This is a genomic window from Qipengyuania algicida (assembly GCF_009828025.1).
In the GTDB taxonomy this organism is placed as follows: domain Bacteria; phylum Pseudomonadota; class Alphaproteobacteria; order Sphingomonadales; family Sphingomonadaceae; genus Qipengyuania; species Qipengyuania algicida.
The window spans coordinates 78,737-95,988 of the sequence record NZ_WTYA01000001.1 but is presented as its reverse complement, the minus strand read 5'-3'; the positions used below and the strand labels follow the sequence as shown (position 1 = coordinate 95,988).

Here is a 17,252-nt window from a genome sequence, read left to right as displayed (position 1 = left end):
CAAAGGGGGCCGTCCAAGTGGGCGGCCCCTTTCGTATGGAGCTTACGGTTTCACCTGTCGCAGGCCGCTGATGCTCGCTCCGCTGGCCGCAAGCTGTTCTACGTCGATCAGGCAGTGAAGCACGCGCAGGCCTGTGCGGCCCTTTGCCTCGACCAGAGCGTCCGTGAATTCGGCTGTCGTCCGGATCTTTCGCGACCATGCACCGTAGGCCGCGGCCAAAGCGGTGAAATCCGGGTTCTTGAGCTGGGTTGCGGAAATACGCGTGGGGAATTCGCGTTCCTGATGCATTCGGATGGTGCCATAGGCGCCATTGTCGATGATCACGACAATCATGTCGCAATCATGCTGGACTGCGGTCGCCAGCTCCTGCCCGTTCATCAGGAAATCGCCGTCGCCCGCCAACGCCACGACGGTACGGTCGGGTAATCTGCGCGCCGCAGCTACAGCAGCGGGCACTCCATAGCCCATTGCACCGGCAGTTGGTGCGAGCTGGCTCGGAAATCCCTCGTACTTCCAGAAGCGGTGCCACCAACCGGAGAAGTTACCCGCTCCGTTGCAAATGACCGTATCGGCAGGAAGCGTATCGCGCATCGCCTGGACGCACATGCCAAGATCGAGCGCATGATCGTTGGGCTTGGGCGTCGTCCATTCCAACCATTCGGTGTGGGCTTGCGCGCCGGCGTCGAACGAGATGACATCGTTTTCGTCCCAAAGTGCGGCGCTTTCTGCAAACTCGTCCATGCCCGCACAGATCGCCAGATCGGCGGGGTAGACACGATTCAGCTCGTCCGGATCCGGATGAACATGGATCAGCTTGCGATCCGAACCGAGGATCGGCGGAATGGCATACCCATCGGTCGTCGCTTCCCCGAGCCGCGCGCCGACCGCGAGGATCAGATCGGCCGATTTCACCCGCTCGACCAACTGCGGATTGGGCCCGTACCCAAGATTGCCTGCGTAGACCCGAGCCGAGGGCGAAATTGCGTCCTGCCTTCGGAATGCGGTCGCAACCGGAATGCCTATCCGTTCTGCGAACAGCTGGAAATACTCACGCGCCTTGGGATTCCAACCTGCACCGCCGATGATCGCAACCGGCGATGCTGCATCGCCGATCAGCGCCATCATGGCCTGCATCGCGTCGGGACATGGTGCCTGAGCGGGGCGGGTTACGAAAGGGCGAGGAGTTCCGGGAACGTCTGCCTCTCCGAGCATATCTTCCGGCAGAGCCAGCACGACCGGGCCGGGACGACCGGAAATGGCCGTGGCATAGGCTCGTGCGATATATTCGGGGATCCGCTCAGCACTGTCGATCCGAGCCGCCCATTTGGAGGTCGGGCCGAAGAATGCTGCGAAGTCCAGCTCCTGAAACCCTTCACGATCGCGCATCGAGGAATCGACGTCTCCGACGAACAGGATCATCGGCTGCGAATCCTGGAACGCGACGTGCACACCGATGCTGGCGTTGGTCGCCCCCGGACCGCGGGTGACGAAGCACACGCCCGGCCGTCCGGTCATCGTCCCGTCCGCACAGGCCATGAACGCCGCGCCGCCTTCCTGACGGCATGTGACCACGTCGATCCGATCTTCCCCGTGCAATGCGTCGAGCACGGGCAGGAAGCTTTCGCCCGGAACTGTGAAGATACGGTCGCATCCCTGTTCGATCAGGCAGTCGACCAGCAGGCGCGCGGCACCGGGCGTAGGGCGGGGAGATCGGATTTCGCTCATCGCGGGCAAGTAGCGGGCGCTTTGCGACATGACAATCACCACCAATGCTATGGAGGTTATAGGCGGACCAAGGCGATTACTGTCCCGCCGTGGGGCAGCTCCGAAATTGGCCGGAGCGGATTGGTTACCAGCGGGTTAACGCGCCATTGACCGATAATAATTGGAGGGCGCAAACATGAGACGATCACTGGTTCTAACTGACGAGGCGGCGCGGCATCCTTTCCGTGCGCGATTGCCGCAGCACGTGCGCACCGGACCGCTCGTCAGTATCGCAATGCCAAGCAATTGGCGCCTGACAGCTGGTGATGTGCGCGGGTTTGCAACCGCGTATTTCGCGACTTTCGCCGCAGTTCTCGCGTTTATTGCCTGATTGCGCTTTTGGCTTCGTCTTCGGCCTGTTCGACACGGTAGAGCCGCAAGGCGAGCCAGGCCGAAACGAGGCACATCGCTGCGCTGAGCAGGAGATGTTCCGTGATCGGCACGCCCGCTGCGGTGAGCCCTACGGCGAGCAGTGATCCTCCCACCATCGCACCCGAATTGACGATATTGTTGGCCGCGATGGTGCGGGCGGCGGTGTCGGAGGCGACTTTGGTGGTGAGAAAGGCGTAGAGCGGCACCACGAACATTCCGCCCGATACGGAAATGCCCAGCAGCATTAGCATTAGCAATGGTGCGTGCGGGTGGGTGATGAAGGCACTCACATCGAGCAGTCCTTCGCCCGGATAGTGCTGCCAACTGCGGGCCACGAAATAAAACCCGACAACGAACACTCCCATTATGATGACTGCCAGAGGCGAATAACGTGCGGAGACTACGCCTTTGAGCAGCGCGTTGACGGCCACCGATCCGATCGCGACCCCGACTGAGAAGATCACAAGAAACAGGCTGGCGACTTCCTTGCTCGCCATCAGCGTGTTTTTGGCGAGCGGGGGGAACTGGATGAACAGCACCGCACCGATGGTCCAGAAGAAGCTGATGGCAAGGATGGCGTAATAGACTTCCTTGTTGTGCATGGTCGCCCGGATCAGCCGAACGGAGACGATCATCTGATCGACCAAGCCAACCGGAATGAAAGCAACGATCCTTATCAGCCAGTTGCGGTGCTTTTTGAAGAATGGTTCGAGCAGCGGCAGGTGCATTTCCTCATCACCCTGCGGCGGAGCAGAAGGCACCTGTCGCGAAACAAGATAACCGATCACCGACGTGCCCAGTATGCCCAGCGCCGCGACTTCTACCGGAATCCAGCCTGCCAGAATCGTGCCGACCAGTATCGCCATGTAGGTGCCTGCTTCGACCAGTCCGGTGCCCGAAAGAACCTCTTTCTTTTCCAGATGCTGCGGCAGGATGGCGTATTTGATCGGACCAAAGAAGGTCGAATGCACCCCCATCGCGAACAAAGCGGTGAGCAGCAAGGGAATCGCCATATCCGCCAGCAACGGATGCGGGGCGACATAGCACTGCGGTAAGCCGCGAGCGCATTGCACCGACTGCCAAGAAATCAGCAACCCCGCCGCACCCACGCTCATGATGGCGATCTCGCAAGCCTTGATGATGCGGATGATCTTCGCTTTGTCGCGCAGATCGGCCAATTGTCCGGCGATGGCGGAAAGCAGGAAGAAGGGCAGGATGAAGATGCCCGACGCGATTGCACTGAACTGCGCCTCGCTCGCTTCGGAATTATAGACCGAATACACCACGAACAGGACCATTGCGGTCTTGTAAAGGTTGTCGTTGAAAGCATTGAGCAGCTGCGTCACGAACAGCGGCAGGAACCGCCGTCGGGCGAGCAGGCTGGTAGCGGTCGTCATCAGCTGGCAACCCGTGTGTCGCTTAGCGGCATGAGATTTGCCCTAGCACCGTGCCCGCCACGAACAAGAGCATAGCTTGGACTTTTGCTCTGGCGATGCGGGCGCTAGGGAAGGGTTGATGTTGACTCTACCGAATATTCTCACGCTTTCGCGAATTTTCGCGGTGCCGATCCTGGGCTTCTTCCTGTGGTGGCCGGAATGGCACCTCGGCTATGGCATCGCTTTCGTGCTCTATTGTATCATCGGCTTCACCGATTACCTCGACGGATATCTCGCGCGAGCACAGGGGACGGTGTCCAAGCTGGGCCAGTTCCTCGACCCTATTGCCGACAAGATCATGGTCGCCGCGGTGATCCTGATCCTCACCGCTCAGGGCTATCTGCGCGGGCCTTATGTCGGCGACGCCCATGTCATCGCCGGGCTCATCATTCTGATTCGCGAAATGGCGGTTTCGGGCCTGCGCGAGTTTCTCGGTGGCCTTCAGGTGTCGGTGCCGGTTTCGAAGCTCGCCAAGTGGAAGACGACGTTTCAGCTTATGAGCTTGGGGGCGCTCATCCTTGGCGGCGCCGTAGAAGGTGTCCCGTGCCATTCGGCGCTGGAATATTGCGGCACCTTAGGCGATCAGTGGATCCATCTCGTCGGACTCACAAGCCTTTGGGCAGCCGCGGTCCTGACCTGCATTACCGGGTGGGATTATCTGCGTGTCGGCCTGAAGCACATGGATTGAAGCGGCGGACTCCGCTCGTCCAATCCTAGCCCCCGTTAGACGCATTCGGAACCGACGAAGCCAGCATTTGTTCATGCTGCACTGGCGAAGGGGCGCCACAGGGGCGTTGCCGCAATTGGACGAACAGGAAGGGCGCTGGTCTTGCGCAAATTGGGAATCATCGGGGGTTTGAGCTGGATCGCCACCCGTGCTTATTACGAGTTGATCAATCGCGGGATCCAGAAGCGGTCAGGCCCAACGGCGAGCGCCCCGCTGTTCATCGAAAGTCTCGAGTATTCGCAGCTTTACGCCCTCAAGGACGAAGAAGGCTGGGATCGCGCCGCCGCACTCTTGATCGAGAGCGCCCAGCGCCTCGAGCAGGCTGGCGTCGGCGCGTTGATTATTGCGGCCAATTCGATGCATCGCGTCTTTGACCAAGTGAGCGACGCCGTCGGCATCCCCATTCTCCACATCGCCGACGCCGTTGGAGAGGATCTTGTACGCGCCGGACAGACCGATGGCGTGGTATTGCTCGGCACGCGTGCTGTCATGACCGAAGGTTTCTTTCGTCAACGCATCGTCGCGAAGGGAATCGACTTGCTGGCACCGGACCCGGACGATGCGGAGATGGTCGATTCGATCATCTACAAGGAACTGATGCTGGGCAAGGTGACCCGTGGCGCCGAAAGGGCGCTCAAGACGATCATCACTCGCAAGGAACAGCAAGGCGCACATTCGGTCGTTCTCGCCTGTGCCGAGCTCGATCAGGTCGTGACCACCAACGCCAATGTCATGCCGGTGTTCGACACCACAGCGAGTCACTGTCGGGCGGCAGTCGAATGGATTTGCGCCGACGCCGTTTAGGATATGTGCGGAGTCAGCCCATGCAGGCCTGCGAACGGCAGTCTTTCGCGCTTCCGGTGCTCACACACCAAAAGTATGCTGCGCTCCGGGTCGCGTAAGCCCACCATTCTCCGCTCCGCCTGAACTGAATCCCCACAGACCCTAGCGCGAACAGGGGTTTTTCGTTAGCCGGTGCGGCAATGACGCTCGCTCGCTACGCCTCCATTGCCGCCGCCACCCGCGGGCGCGAATTCGCTGAAGCTGGGGCGCAGAGCCGCGGACCCCGCAGCGCATTTCAACGCGATCGCGACCGGGTGCTCCATTCGATCGCCTTCCGTCGGCTGAAATCCAAGACACAGGTGTTTATCGCGCCCGACGGAGATCACTATCGTACGCGACTGACGCATAGTCTCGAGGTAGCGCAGATTGGGCGGGTGATCGCGCGTGCGCTGGGACTCGACGAGGATCTGACCGAGGCGCTGTGCCTTGTTCACGACATCGGCCATCCACCTTTCGGCCATGCCGGTGAAAAAGCTTTGAGCGATGCCATGGTTCATGCTGGTGGTTACGATCACAATGCCCATGCGGTTCGGGTCGTTGCTCGTCTGGAGAGCCCTTATTGCGATCACGAGGGCCTCAATCTGAGCTGGGAAATGCTTGAAGGGATGGCGAAGCACAACGGCCCGGTGGCGGCGGCCAATTGGGCGCTGGCCGATGTTGACCGGGCTTTCCCCTTGTCGCTTGGCCAGTGGCCCTCGTTGGAGGCGCAGGTCGCCAATCTCGCTGACGACATTGCCTACGACAATCACGACATCGACGATGGCCTGCGCGCGGGATTTCTCGATCTGGACGAGCTGCTGTCCCTGGACATGGTGGCGGACCTCTGGCGTGCGGTAGAGCGGCGTCATCCGCATGCGCCGCGCGATCGCCAGTTGCGCGAACTCGTGCGTGACCAGATCGGTGTAATGGTCAATGATGTGATCGCGCAGACCGCCCAAGCGGTGGAAGGCTATTCGAGCGTGGAGGAGGTGCGCGACGCCGGCAAGGCACTTGCTGCCTTTTCGCCTGACATGGGACAGGCGGAGCGCGCTCTGAAAGCATTCATGTACGACAGGCTCTATTATCATTCCGAGCAGATCGCCACGGCGGAGCGTGCACGCGATGTAGTCGCAAGGCTGTTCGTCGCCTATCGGCAGGATCCGACGACTCTGCCCGACGAATGGCTGGCAACTCTGCCGTCCGGCGATCCTGAGCGAAGCCGCCATATCTGCGATTTCATTGCCGGGATGACCGACCGCTACGCAATCGACCAATGCGCGCGGATCTATGGCCGGGTGCCGGATGGCCTCAGCAATGTCTGAGCCGATGAGAGTCGCGCTCGTCGGCGCGACGGGCCTCGTCGGCAGAAGCATCGTCAACGAATGTGTCGGACGAGAGGACTTGCGTCTCGGCGCGATCGCCCGGCGGGAGATGGCATTGCCACGCGGTGCACGCATGGAGATGTTCGTCGCAGACCCGGCGCGATGGGGCGAAGTGGTTGAATCGCTGAAACCGCAGGCGGTGATCTGCGCAATTGGCACCACCTGGGCGAAAGCAGGTCGCGACGAGGGTGCTTTCCGCAGCGTCGATCATGACCTCGTGCTTGATTTTGCCGGTGCCTGCCGCAAGCTGGGTGTCAGGCGGTTTGTTGCGGTGAGTTCGGTTGGGGCCGACGCGCACTCGAAAGGCTTCTATTTGAGAGTGAAGGGCGAGACCGAAAGAGATCTCGCAAAACTCGGCTTTGAACGGCTCGACATCCTTCGACCGGGTTTGCTGCGTGGCAGAAGGGATGGAGATCGTCGATTCGCGGAGCGAGCCGGAATAGTGCTCAGCCCGCTCATCAATCCGTTTCTGGGTGGGCGTCTGCGACGTTATCGCGCGATCGATTCCCAAACCGTGGCGCGGGCGGCTCTTTATCTCGCCATGCGTCCCGTACGCGGACGTTTTGTCCATGAAAACGCAGAAATCCTTCGGGCTGCACGTCACCTGCCGGAACCGGTTGCGATTCCGAACTAGCGCTGGACATGCACAGCACTCGCGCCATGATGGATCAGGCGATTGCGCCGGTAAACGAGCGCAACGGCGGAGAGAGCAATGTCCAACGAGCAACCCATGTTGAGTTTCGATGCGTTCATTCGTCACTGGGCGAAAGAGAAGCCCGACGAGCCCGCGCTCGAACAGGGCGACGACCGAAGCAGTTTTGCCGATCTTGAGGGACGAACGGCAGCAATCGTCACATTTCTGCAGTCGCGAGGCTTACGCAGGGGCGACCGGATCGCGTGGCTGGGCAAGAACTCGAAGCTCTATTTTGAACTGTTCTATGGAGCTGCGCGGCTTGGCGTTGTCATGGCTCCGATCGGCTGGCGGCTGGCAGCGCCGGAAATCGCCCATATCCTCGGCGATACCGGGGCGAAAATCCTGCTTTTGGGCGAGGGATTCGAGGACGTGGCCGGCAAAGCCTGTGCGGGGCTGGCCACTCAGCCCGCGGTCATCACTTCCGCTCAGGCAGCACAGCACATCGCACAGGCACAGCCTGCCGATTTCGATCCCGCGGGTCCGGATGACGCGGTCCTGCAACTTTATACCAGCGGGACGACCGGCCACCCCAAGGGGGCCGTCCTGTCCAACCGAAACCTGTTCTCGCTGCGTGTCCCGGCCGAAGATGCGGGCCAGCCATGGTCGCATTGGGATGAAGGCGAGGCAATCCTGATCGCCATGCCCTGCGCGCATATCGGTGGGACCGGCCTTGGTATCATGGCATTGGGAGGCGGCGTGCGCGCCATTGTGCAGGAGGAGTTCACGCCTGTCGGTGTCCTCGAAGCTTTCGAGCAAGGGGTCACACGGATGTTTATCGTTCCAGCCGCCTTGCAGATGGTGGTGCAGCATCCGCGGGCGAAGAACACCGATTTCTCGCACGTCAAATACGTTCTCTACGGTGCAGCACCGATCCCGCCCGACCTGTTGCGCGAAGCTGTCGAGACGATTCCAAACGCCGGTTTCCTGCAATGCTATGGCATGACCGAAACCACCGGCACCATCGCCGTGCTACCGCCCGAGGATCACGACCTTGCTGGAAACGACCGGATGCGTTCGGCGGGAAGGGCAGTGCCTGGAGCCACGATAAAGATCGTCGACGAGGAAGGCAGGGAAGTTCCGCGGGGCGAGGTGGGCGAGGTGATCGTGCGTTCTCCCTCTAATATGATCGAATACTGGAACCTTCCCGAGGCAACCGCAGCATCCCTCAACGACGGATGGATGCGCACCGGCGATGCGGCTTACATGGATGAGGACGGGTATGTTTTCATCCAGGACCGCATCAAGGACATGATCATCTCCGGTGGCGAAAACGTCTATCCCGCGCAGGTCGAAAGCGTGATCTACGGGCATCCCGCGATTGCGGAAGTGGCTGTGATCGGTGTGCCGGACGATACATGGGGTGAAGCGGTCAAGGCTTGCGTGGTCCCGCGCGAAGGGCATGACATTGATGCAGAGGAGATCATCGCCTGGGCGCGAGAGCGGTTGGCGGCGTTCAAAGTGCCCAAGACGATTGACATCATCCCGGCGATGCCCCGCAATCCATCGGGTAAAATCCTGCGCCGCGAACTGCGTGCACCCTATTGGGAAGGGCACGAGCGGCAGGTCAATTGATTACATACCCAAACGGCCTCGTCCCAGTGGGGCGAGGCCGTCGTACAACACCGTTAAGTCGGATCAGTTGATGGCGTCTTCGCCGGCCTGTCCGACGGATTGGATATCTTTACCCGCCCCTTTGACGGTGGCGCAGGCGGTGGTGGTCAGCGTTATGGCAGCCAAACTCAGCGCTACGAGAAGTCGACGCATGACTATATCCCTTCCTCTTAGGCACACGAAAATGTGCAATCACGCAGATTAACTCGACTCCGGCGGGAGGGTTCCCGCCAGCGCCTTGGTCTTGTGTAGCACATGTTCGCGCCAGGTAATCACCAAACCCGCAGCGATGATCAACGGCGCTCCCAGTGCAAGCATGGCGGGAGGCAGTTGATCGAACACCAGCCAGCCATAAATCGTCGCCCATATCAGCGCGGTGTAATCCATCACGATGATCGTCGCCGCGGAGCCAAACCGCAGCGAACTTGTAATCAGCATCTGTGCAGTTGCTCCGGAAACAGCCATTCCCACGATGATGAGCCAGGTCGTCTGGTCATGTTGCGAAGCCACGAACGGTAGCGCCAACGCAAGCAGCGGAGCTGTAAGCCCTGTGAACCAGCTCACGATGGCAAAGGGATGCTCGGTGCGATTGAGATCCTGAATCTGGAAGCTGACCACTGCCACCAGCAGGGCGGCGATCAGGCCGACAGCGACGCCAAACGGGTCGACATGGCCGATGTTGCCCGTCGGTTGGAGCACTACCACGACGCCTAGGAACCCCAGCGCTACCGCGCTCCAGCGATAGACGCCCACCTTTTCGCGAAACATGAGCACGGACAGCAGCACTGCAAACAGAGGCGTCGTAAAGCTCAGTGTCGTCGCCTCGGCCAGAGGCAGGAGGGTAAGCGCGCCATAGACGAAACCCATGCTCACGATGCCGACCACTGCACGCCTGACATGTGCCGCCACCCGATTGGTGCGCATCCGATGAATGCGCCCGAGCGTGGCCAGCACGCCGATGACGATCGGAAACGTCAGTGCCTGCCGCCAGAACAGCAATTCTATCAACTGTACGCCATGCAACGAAGCGAGCTTGACCATCATCGCCATGGTCGACAGAGCCAATGCGGTCGCCAGCCTCAGGCCGAGCGCCAGGAAAGGGCGCGGTTGGGCGATCGATCCATCCATTACCCTGCGCCTTAAATCGCCGTACCTCGCGCGCAAGCATTGTCGCTTGCCACAAGCGCACCATATGGCCCGCGATGAGCGATTACCTGCCCGCCGGATTGCGTTTCGCAAGCGACACCGAATGGCTCGCGCTGTGGGGTGCAGGGTTTATCTTGCTCGCATTGCTGGCGCTGCTGATGGAGCGCCGCAGGCATCGCCGCAACCGGGTCCGGCGACCGGACAATGTCGGCTGGGTGCCGTGGACCGGCATGTTCCTGTCCTGCGCAATTGTCGGCGGCGGCATGCTAGCCGTCACCTTGCCTAAATTACTTGGGCACTAGGGTTCAGAGACAGGCTTCGAGGTAGGCCTGATCAAAACCGAACTGGCGCGCTTTTTCCAGCGTGTATGGGCGCAGGCCGGAGCTGCGGAACTCGCCCAAGATCTTGCCGTCCTCGCTCTCGTCGAGATATTCGAACTTGAACAGCTCCTGGGTGACGATCACGTCGCCTTCCATCCCGATCACCTCGGTAACGTTGGTGGTGCGGCGCGAACCATCGCGCAGGCGCTTGACCTGAACGATCAAGTCGACCGATTCCGCGATCTGGCGGCTGATGGCTTCCTTGGGGATCTTGATGTCGCCCATCAGGATCATGTTTTCCATACGACCGAGACATTCGCGAGGGGAGTTGGCGTGCAGCGTGCACATCGACCCGTCGTGGCCGGTGTTCATCGCGGCGAGCAGGTCGAAACACTCCGCGCCGCGAATTTCGCCCAGGATGATACGGTCGGGGCGCATACGCAGGGCGTTCTTCACAAGGTCGCCGATGGTGATCGCACCCTGACCTTCGAGGTTCGGTGGGCGGGTTTCGAGCGGCAGCCAGTGCGGCTGTTGCAAACGAAGTTCGGCCGCGTCCTCGATCGTCAACACGCGTTCGCCTGGGTCGATCATCTTCGACAGGGCGTTTAGCATAGTCGTCTTACCCGAACCCGTACCGCCCGAGATGACGATGTTCATCCGGCAGGCACCGGCGATCTTGAGCGCGGTCGCCATCTTTTCGCTCATGGAACCGAATTCCTTGAGCATGTCGATGGTGATCGGTTTCTCTGAGAATTTACGAATCGAGATCGCGGTACCGCGCAAGGATAGCGGCGGTACGATCACGTTGACGCGGCTGCCGTCCTTGAGGCGCGCGTCTGCAAGCGGCGTGGTCTGGTCGACGCGGCGACCGACCTGATTGACGATGCGCTGGGCGATCTGGAACAGGTGCTGTTCGTCGCGGAAGCGGATCGGGGCAATCGTCAGCTTGCCCTTCTTTTCGATGTAGGTCTGGTCCGGGCCGTTGACCATGATGTCGGACACGTCAGGGTCGCTCAGCAATTCCTCAAGCGGACCGAAGCCAAGCAATTCGTCGACAAGCACTTTCTCGAGCGCGAACTGCTCGCGCCGGTTGAGCGTTACCTTGAGCTCGGCCAACACTTCGAGGATGATCGGGCGAAATTCTTCGGACAATTCATCCTTGGTCAACGTAGCAGCGGCTTCGGGATCGACGCGCTCGAGCAGGCGCGGAAGCACCTGTTCCTTGATCTTGTGTACGCTCGCTTCGAATCCACCAACTTCGGAATTGGTCGCGTGGACCGCATTCATGCGGTCGGTGAGTCGCGACATCGCGTCTTCGTGACGACCTGCCCCGACGGATCCCTGATTGTCATCGGGCAGTGGCGGGAACTGTTCCCCGCCATCGTCGCCCTCGGTTTGAGGAGATCGCTTCGCAGTGCCGCCTTGCATTGGACGCGCGACGCCGAACTGCGGACGCGCACCGGGCGCCATGCCGGCAGGCCCGTTCTTTCGTCCGAATGCGCTCATGCCAGTTGAACCCCCGCAAGTAAGATCATGTTCGGCAACCACCCGTAAACTACGGCAGTTGCTCGGTCTGTGACGTGGTGAATAAAATCGAAACCTTGATTTTTTCCTAAGCCCGAAGGCGTCGGCGTCCCGGATCGATCGGCGCGGGCGTGGGCGCTGGCCTATGCTACCATCGTGACCTGCTCGATTTTTCTGCTAAACGGCGGCCAATTCGAACATCAGGATCAGATTGAATGTGTGGAATCATCGGTATCGTCGGCGAGCAACCTGTCGCCGAGCGGTTGGTCGACGGGCTGCGCCGCATGGAGTATCGCGGCTATGACAGCGCCGGCGTATGTACCATACACGAAGGGAAGTTGATCCGGCGTCGTGCGTCCGGCAAGCTCAACAATCTCGTTGCCGAACTGGCGGAGCGTCCTGCGCCGGGATCAATCGGCATTGCCCATACCAGGTGGGCGACGCATGGCGCGCCAACCGCTGCCAACGCGCATCCACATGCCACGGAAGAAGTGGCTCTCGTTCACAACGGCATCATCGAGAATTACAAGCCGTTGCGGGAGGAATTGCTGGCTGAGGGACGCAAGCTCGAAAGCGAGACAGACAGCGAAGTGGTGGCGCATCTGATCAGCCGTGAGGTCGAAAACGGCGCATCGCCGCAAGCAGCCGTGGCCGCTGTGTTGCCACGCCTGCGTGGCGCGTTCGCTTTGGCAATAGCATTCCGCTCACATCCTGATCTGCTGATCGGGGCACGACTCGGGTCACCGCTGGTCGTTGGCTATGGCGAGGGCGAGATGTACCTCGGTTCCGACGCACTTGCGCTGGCTCCGCTGACGCAGAAGATCAGCTATCTGGAAGAGGGCGATTGGGTCGTTCTGACTCGCGATGCAGCCGAGATTCACGATCTCGATGGCGCTATTGTCGAGCGCGTGGTTACGACTTCGGGCGCATCGGCGGCTGCGGTGGAGAAAGGCAATTACCGCCACTTCATGCAAAAGGAGATCTTCGAGCAGCCGACCGTCGTCGCGCAGACGCTGCGCTCCTATGTCCACCAGGTGGACAACACCGTCGCGCTGCCGCAGTTCGATTTCGATATTTCCAGCGTGCGGCGGGTGACGATCGTCGCCTGCGGCACGTCCTATTACGCCGGCATGGTCGCCAAATACTGGTTCGAACAGTTCGCGCGTGTTCCCGTCGACATCGATGTCGCGAGCGAGTTCCGCTATCGCGAGCCGGTGCTGGAAGAGGGCGGGCTCGCGCTGTTCATCAGCCAGAGCGGCGAAACCGCCGATACGCTAGCGGCGCTGCGCCACTGCAAGGAGCATGGCCAGACCATCGCGGTGGTGGTCAATGTCCCGACCAGTTCGATGGCGCGCGAGGCGGACCTGCTGCTGCCGACCCATGCCGGGCCGGAGATCGGTGTCGCCAGCACCAAGGCTTTCACCTGTCAGCTGGCGGTGCTGGCCGCTTTCGCCGCCCATCTCGCGGTCAAGAAGGGGCGGCTGACTCGCGAAGAGGAAGCCGAGATCGTGCGCCATTTGTTGCAGGCCCCGGCCTCGCTCAATGCCGCGCTCGACCATGACGATGATATTGCTGCAATGGCGCCGCTAATCGCGCCGGCGCGCGACGTGCTTTATCTTGGGCGCGGGCCGGACTTTCCGCTGGCGCTGGAAGGCGCGCTCAAGCTTAAGGAAATCAGTTATATACACGCCGAAGGTTATGCGTCGGGTGAGATGAAGCATGGTCCGATCGCGCTGATCGACGAGAACGTGCCAGTGATCGTGTTGGCCCCGTCCGGACCATTGTTCGAAAAGACCGTTTCGAACATGGAAGAAGTTCGCGCTCGCGGCGGCAAAGTTGTGCTGATTTCGGACGAGCAGGGTCTGGCGGAGGCGGGTGAGGGCTGCCTTGCAACGATCCAGATGCCGCAGGTGCACCCGCTTATTGCGCCGCTGGTCTATGCAATTCCAGTGCAGTTGCTGGCCTATCATGTCGCCTGCGCCAAGGGTACTGATGTCGATCAGCCCCGCAATCTCGCCAAATCGGTGACGGTCGAATAACCGGCTGAAGGGAAGCGAAAACTATACCGACAAGACGGTGAAAGGAATGTCACGGTCGCGCGAAAGCTTTACCGGCAAATAACCTTTGTTGCCTATAGCCTGCGTGTGAACGCAAAACGCCATTCCCTTTTCGCCGCCGACGAGAGGCTGCCGATCCTGTCGCTGCTTGGCTTGCAGAAGCCAGGCGACGCGGCAGATTGGTCGCGTCTCAATTCGCTGCAATATGCGATGCTGTCCGATCGTAGGTTCGTCCGCTTTGGGCTGCATCTGCTGGGAATCGTCTTCTACGCCCTGTTCTATTATGGACATGCCCCCACGCCTCTTCTGGCGATATGGGCGGCTGGCGTTCTGGCTATCTCGATCCATAGCATGCATATCGACGGTAAGCTGGCCGAGGTGCAGGCGCGTTCCCTGTCTCGGACGGAGTTTGTGCATCATACCGCCAATGCGCTGGTCAAGGGACTGATCTGGGCTGCACCGGCAGCGTTATTGGTTCCGTACGCTGACAGCGCAACAAATGCCTGGGCATGGTCGTATGTCGCCATGCTGGCACTTGCAGCGGCGGTCAGCCGTCACAGCGCTCCGCTTGCTTCAGTAATATTCTGTGCCGTAGTTACTTGCGGCTGGGGGGCGGGCATCGTCGCCAGCGGCCATGCCAGCTTCGCAGCGGTGATCGTCCTGACGGGACTATTTTGCGTTATGGGAACGCTTGAGGGCGCGCTGGCCACCTATCAGGCGCGCCTCGCCGAAATGGGCATGGACGAGAAAAGCCAAGTCGTCTCGCTCCTGCTCCGTGAATACGAAGACAGCGATGCCGACTGGCTGTTCCAGCTCGACAAGAACCGGCGACTGCGATCGGTCTCGCCAAGGCTGGCTTTCGCTCTCCGGCGCGATCTCACGGAGCTCGAAGGGGTCAGCTTCATCAAACTGATTTCCGGAACAGCGTGGGAAACCGGCAAATTCTCAAGCAGCGTGCACCTTCTGGCGGAAAAGCTGAAGGATAGAGAGAGCTTTTCCAATCTCGTCGTCGAGGTGCAGATTGGCGGTGAAAGACGCTGGTGGGAATTGTCGGGCACGCCGATGCTTGACGAAAACGGTGTCTATGCAGGGTTTCGCGGTGTGGGCTCGGACGTGACTGCCCAACAGGAATCGTCGGAAAAAATCGCCTATCTCGCGCGTTATGACACGCTCACCGAGCTTCCGAACCGGCTTATGCTGCACGAGGCACTTGGCGATGCGCTCCGCTATGCGGAAAAATGGCGCTCGCGCTGCGCCTTCCTCATGATCGATCTCGATCGCTTCAAGGCGGTCAATGATTCACTCGGCCATCAGGTTGGAGACAGGATGCTGGCCGAAGTGGCCAAGCGCCTGAAGGCGCTTATGGGCGAAGGTCAGCTTTGCGGCCGACTCGGCGGCGATGAATTCGGCGTGGTCATCAAGGACGCCGCCGAAAAATCGCAGATCGAGAAGCTGGCGCAATCGATCATCGTCCGCCTGTCCGAGCCCTACAAGATCAACGATCATCTGCTTTACGTCGGTGCCAGCGTCGGGTCTGCCATCGGGCCGCGAGATGGGCATTCGGTCGAGGAACTGATGCGCAATGCCGACCTTGCGCTCTACCGCTCCAAGGATGCGGGTGGCGGGGAGTACTGCGAGTATGAACCGACGCTCCACGCATCGGCGGAAGAGCGGCGCAAGCTCGAGCTTTCGCTTCGCAATGCTTTAGTGAACAACGAATTCCTGCTCCACTATCAGCCAGTAGTCGATGCGGTGACCGAGGAGGTCGTCAGTTTCGAGGCGCTGGCTCGATGGCACAGCGCCGACCACGGATTCGTCAGCCCAGGCAAGTTTATTCCGTTGGCTGAAGAGACGCGTCTGATCGTTCCGATTGGCCAATGGGTCCTGCGTGAGGCGTGCGAGGAGGCGGCGCGCTGGCCGGGCCATGTGAAGGTGAATATCAACGTTTCGCCCGAACAATTGATCGAACCCGATTTTGCTGCTTCGGTCGTGCGTGCACTGGCCCAGACAGGCCTGGCGCCCGAGCGGGTCGAAATCGAAGTTACCGAAAGCGTTTTCCTGCGCGATGCAGGTATCGCGCGCCGGGCGCTGGAGCAGGTGATGGCGCTCGGCTGCCAAGTGGCGCTCGACGATTTCGGCACCGGCTATTCCTCGCTCGGCTATCTCCGCAAGCTGCAATTCTCCACCATCAAGGTCGATCGCAGTTTCGTACAGGGCGCGTCACAGCAAAGTGCGGAAAGCCTTGCGATCATCCGTGCGGTCGTTGCCATGGCGGATAGCCTCAAGATGACCACTACAGCCGAAGGTGTGGAAACGATTGAGGAAGCCGAAATGATCCGCAGCATGGGCTGCACCAAGATCCAGGGGTATTATTTCGGTCGACCGATGACCGCCGAAGAAGCACGCAATTTGATCCGGCGTGAAGATTTGCGCAAAAGCGCCTGATAAAAAATGAAATTCAGTTCTGACGAGTAAGTTCAGGCAGAGACCAGTTCGCCGATCAGGCTTTCAAACAGCGCGCGGCCATCAGTGCCGCCATGTGCCTGCTCGATCGCCCTTTCGGGGTGCGGCATCATCCCCAGCACATTTCCCGCTGCATTGAGCACTCCGGCGATCTGCCGCTGCGAACCGTTGTAATCTTCGGAATATCGGAACGCGACACGCCCTTCGCCTTCGAGCTTGTCCAGCGTTTCGTCATCGGCGAAATAATTGCCATCGTGATGGGCGACGGGAATGGAAATCAACTGCTCGGCATCATAACGAGCGGTGAACAAAGACTGGTTGTTCGTGACCGTCAGCTCGACATCGCGACAAATGAAGTTCTGACGCGCGTTGCGCATCAGCGCGCCCGGTAGCAGACCCGCTTCTGTCAGCACCTGGAAGCCATTACACACGCCGAACACCGGAACGCCGCGGTCTGCTGCGCTTACAATGGCGCGCATGATCGGGCTATTGGCCGCCATCGCGCCCGAGCGCAGGTAGTCGCCGTAGGAAAACCCGCCGGGAAGCGCGATGAAGTCCAGCCCGTCAGGCAGGTCGGCGTCACCGTGCCAGATTCGCAGCGGTTCCTGACCCGATACGATCCGTAGCGCCTCTGCCATGTCGCGGTCGCAATTAGAGCCGGGAAAGGTGATGACAGCGGCGCGGAAGGTCATGATTGCACCCTTTCGATGCGGTAACTTTCGATCACCGTATTGGCGAGCAACCTTTCGCACATCTGCTTGATCGTATCGTCATCGGTGTCGTCGTCGACATCGAGTTCGATCATCCGTCCGATCCTGACATTGCGCACGCCGGAATAGCCGAGACCCTCCAGCGCGTGGTGCACCGCGCGTCCCTGTGGATCGAGGACACCGGGTTTGAGACTGACGAGAATTCGAACGAGCATTGCGGGCGC

At 60.4% G+C, this 17,252-nt stretch carries 15 protein-coding genes; 8 read left to right on the top strand and 7 right to left on the bottom strand.

What is annotated here, in order from left to right; translation table 11 throughout:
• Positions 1-42: 42 nt before the first annotated feature.
• Entirely contained in the window at positions 43-1,725 is a 1,683-nt protein-coding gene (locus tag GRI58_RS00500) for a thiamine pyrophosphate-binding protein (protein WP_160751604.1), read from the bottom strand.
• A 359-nt stretch (positions 1,726-2,084) separates the two neighbouring features.
• Entirely contained in the window at positions 2,085-3,533 is a 1,449-nt protein-coding gene (locus GRI58_RS00495; RefSeq protein ID WP_160751603.1) for an MFS transporter, read from the bottom strand.
• 118 nt (positions 3,534-3,651) lie between these two features.
• Between GRI58_RS00495 and pgsA the strand changes: the two genes are divergently transcribed.
• The 5 genes from pgsA to GRI58_RS00470 all read left to right on the top strand — a co-directional run bounded on the left by pgsA (position 3,652) and on the right by GRI58_RS00470 (position 8,769).
• On the top strand, positions 3,652-4,260 hold the full coding sequence (gene pgsA / locus GRI58_RS00490) for a CDP-diacylglycerol--glycerol-3-phosphate 3-phosphatidyltransferase (protein WP_160751602.1): 609 nt from the start codon (positions 3,652-3,654) through the stop codon (positions 4,258-4,260).
• Between the two features lie 141 nt (positions 4,261-4,401).
• Entirely contained in the window at positions 4,402-5,103 is a 702-nt protein-coding gene (locus GRI58_RS00485) for an aspartate/glutamate racemase family protein (protein ID WP_160751601.1), read from the top strand.
• Between the two features lie 179 nt (positions 5,104-5,282).
• The gene (locus GRI58_RS00480; protein WP_160751600.1) at positions 5,283-6,443 is read left to right on the top strand and encodes a deoxyguanosinetriphosphate triphosphohydrolase; all 1,161 of its coding nucleotides are present in this window, start codon (positions 5,283-5,285) and stop codon (positions 6,441-6,443) included.
• Between the two features lie 4 nt (positions 6,444-6,447).
• A complete protein-coding gene (locus GRI58_RS00475) occupies positions 6,448-7,137 on the top strand; it encodes an NAD(P)H-binding protein (protein WP_237451992.1) in 690 nt (229 codons plus the stop codon).
• Positions 7,138-7,215: 78 nt separating this feature from the next.
• Positions 7,216-8,769 carry a fatty acid--CoA ligase gene (locus GRI58_RS00470; RefSeq protein WP_160751598.1) on the top strand — a complete coding sequence of 518 codons (1,554 nt, stop codon included), beginning with the start codon at positions 7,216-7,218 and terminating at the stop codon, positions 8,767-8,769.
• A gap of 63 nt (positions 8,770-8,832) precedes the next feature.
• Here the strand turns inward: GRI58_RS00470 and GRI58_RS00465 are convergent, their stop codons facing one another.
• On the bottom strand, positions 8,833-8,961 hold the full coding sequence (locus tag GRI58_RS00465) for an entericidin A/B family lipoprotein (protein WP_160751597.1): 129 nt from the start codon (positions 8,959-8,961) through the stop codon (positions 8,833-8,835).
• A gap of 48 nt (positions 8,962-9,009) precedes the next feature.
• Entirely contained in the window at positions 9,010-9,936 is a 927-nt protein-coding gene (locus tag GRI58_RS00460) for a DMT family transporter (protein ID WP_160751596.1), read from the bottom strand.
• A 74-nt stretch (positions 9,937-10,010) separates the two neighbouring features.
• On the opposite strand from GRI58_RS00460, the gene GRI58_RS00455 reads away from it, so the two are divergent.
• Positions 10,011-10,256, top strand: a complete 246-nt coding sequence (locus tag GRI58_RS00455) for a hypothetical protein (protein WP_160751595.1) — start codon at positions 10,011-10,013, stop codon at positions 10,254-10,256.
• Positions 10,257-10,259: 3 nt separating this feature from the next.
• On the opposite strand, the gene GRI58_RS00450 is transcribed toward GRI58_RS00455, so the two are convergent.
• Positions 10,260-11,780, bottom strand: a complete 1,521-nt coding sequence (locus tag GRI58_RS00450) for a TadA family conjugal transfer-associated ATPase (protein ID WP_160751594.1) — start codon at positions 11,778-11,780, stop codon at positions 10,260-10,262.
• A 233-nt stretch (positions 11,781-12,013) separates the two neighbouring features.
• Here GRI58_RS00450 and glmS point away from each other — a divergent pair, with 233 nt between their 5' ends.
• Both glmS and GRI58_RS00440 read left to right on the top strand, forming a co-directional pair.
• A complete protein-coding gene (gene glmS / locus GRI58_RS00445) occupies positions 12,014-13,837 on the top strand; it encodes a glutamine--fructose-6-phosphate transaminase (isomerizing) (RefSeq protein WP_160751593.1) in 1,824 nt (607 codons plus the stop codon).
• A gap of 105 nt (positions 13,838-13,942) precedes the next feature.
• Entirely contained in the window at positions 13,943-16,300 is a 2,358-nt protein-coding gene (locus tag GRI58_RS00440; RefSeq protein ID WP_337190854.1) for a putative bifunctional diguanylate cyclase/phosphodiesterase, read from the top strand.
• 32 nt (positions 16,301-16,332) lie between these two features.
• Here the strand turns inward: GRI58_RS00440 and purQ are convergent, their stop codons facing one another.
• Together purQ and purS are read right to left on the bottom strand one after the other, a co-directional pair.
• Entirely contained in the window at positions 16,333-17,010 is a 678-nt protein-coding gene (gene purQ, locus GRI58_RS00435) for a phosphoribosylformylglycinamidine synthase subunit PurQ (protein WP_160751592.1), read from the bottom strand.
• Positions 17,007-17,243 (bottom strand): phosphoribosylformylglycinamidine synthase subunit PurS, encoded by a 237-nt coding sequence (gene purS, locus GRI58_RS00430; RefSeq protein WP_160751591.1) that lies wholly within the window; start codon positions 17,241-17,243, stop codon positions 17,007-17,009. Before purS ends, purQ begins: the two co-directional genes overlap by 4 nt.
• Positions 17,244-17,252 lie beyond the last annotated feature (9 nt).

Coding starts and splice junctions, on each gene's coding strand:
- GRI58_RS00500 (WP_160751604.1), bottom strand. CDS start 1,725: ATGAGCGAAATCCGATCTCCCCGCCCTACGCCCGGTGCCGCGCGCCTG.
- GRI58_RS00495 (WP_160751603.1), bottom strand. CDS start 3,533: ATGACGACCGCTACCAGCCTGCTCGCCCGACGGCGGTTCCTGCCGCTG.
- pgsA (WP_160751602.1), top strand. CDS start 3,652: ATGTTGACTCTACCGAATATTCTCACGCTTTCGCGAATTTTCGCGGTG.
- GRI58_RS00480 (WP_160751600.1), top strand. CDS start 5,283: ATGACGCTCGCTCGCTACGCCTCCATTGCCGCCGCCACCCGCGGGCGC.
- GRI58_RS00475 (WP_237451992.1), top strand. CDS start 6,448: ATGAGAGTCGCGCTCGTCGGCGCGACGGGCCTCGTCGGCAGAAGCATC.
- GRI58_RS00470 (WP_160751598.1), top strand. CDS start 7,216: ATGTCCAACGAGCAACCCATGTTGAGTTTCGATGCGTTCATTCGTCAC.
- GRI58_RS00465 (WP_160751597.1), bottom strand. CDS start 8,961: ATGCGTCGACTTCTCGTAGCGCTGAGTTTGGCTGCCATAACGCTGACC.
- GRI58_RS00460 (WP_160751596.1), bottom strand. CDS start 9,936: ATGGATGGATCGATCGCCCAACCGCGCCCTTTCCTGGCGCTCGGCCTG.
- GRI58_RS00455 (WP_160751595.1), top strand. CDS start 10,011: ATGAGCGATTACCTGCCCGCCGGATTGCGTTTCGCAAGCGACACCGAA.
- GRI58_RS00450 (WP_160751594.1), bottom strand. CDS start 11,780: ATGAGCGCATTCGGACGAAAGAACGGGCCTGCCGGCATGGCGCCCGGT.
- glmS (WP_160751593.1), top strand. CDS start 12,014: ATGTGTGGAATCATCGGTATCGTCGGCGAGCAACCTGTCGCCGAGCGG.
- purQ (WP_160751592.1), bottom strand. CDS start 17,010: ATGACCTTCCGCGCCGCTGTCATCACCTTTCCCGGCTCTAATTGCGAC.
- purS (WP_160751591.1), bottom strand. CDS start 17,243: ATGCTCGTTCGAATTCTCGTCAGTCTCAAACCCGGTGTCCTCGATCCA.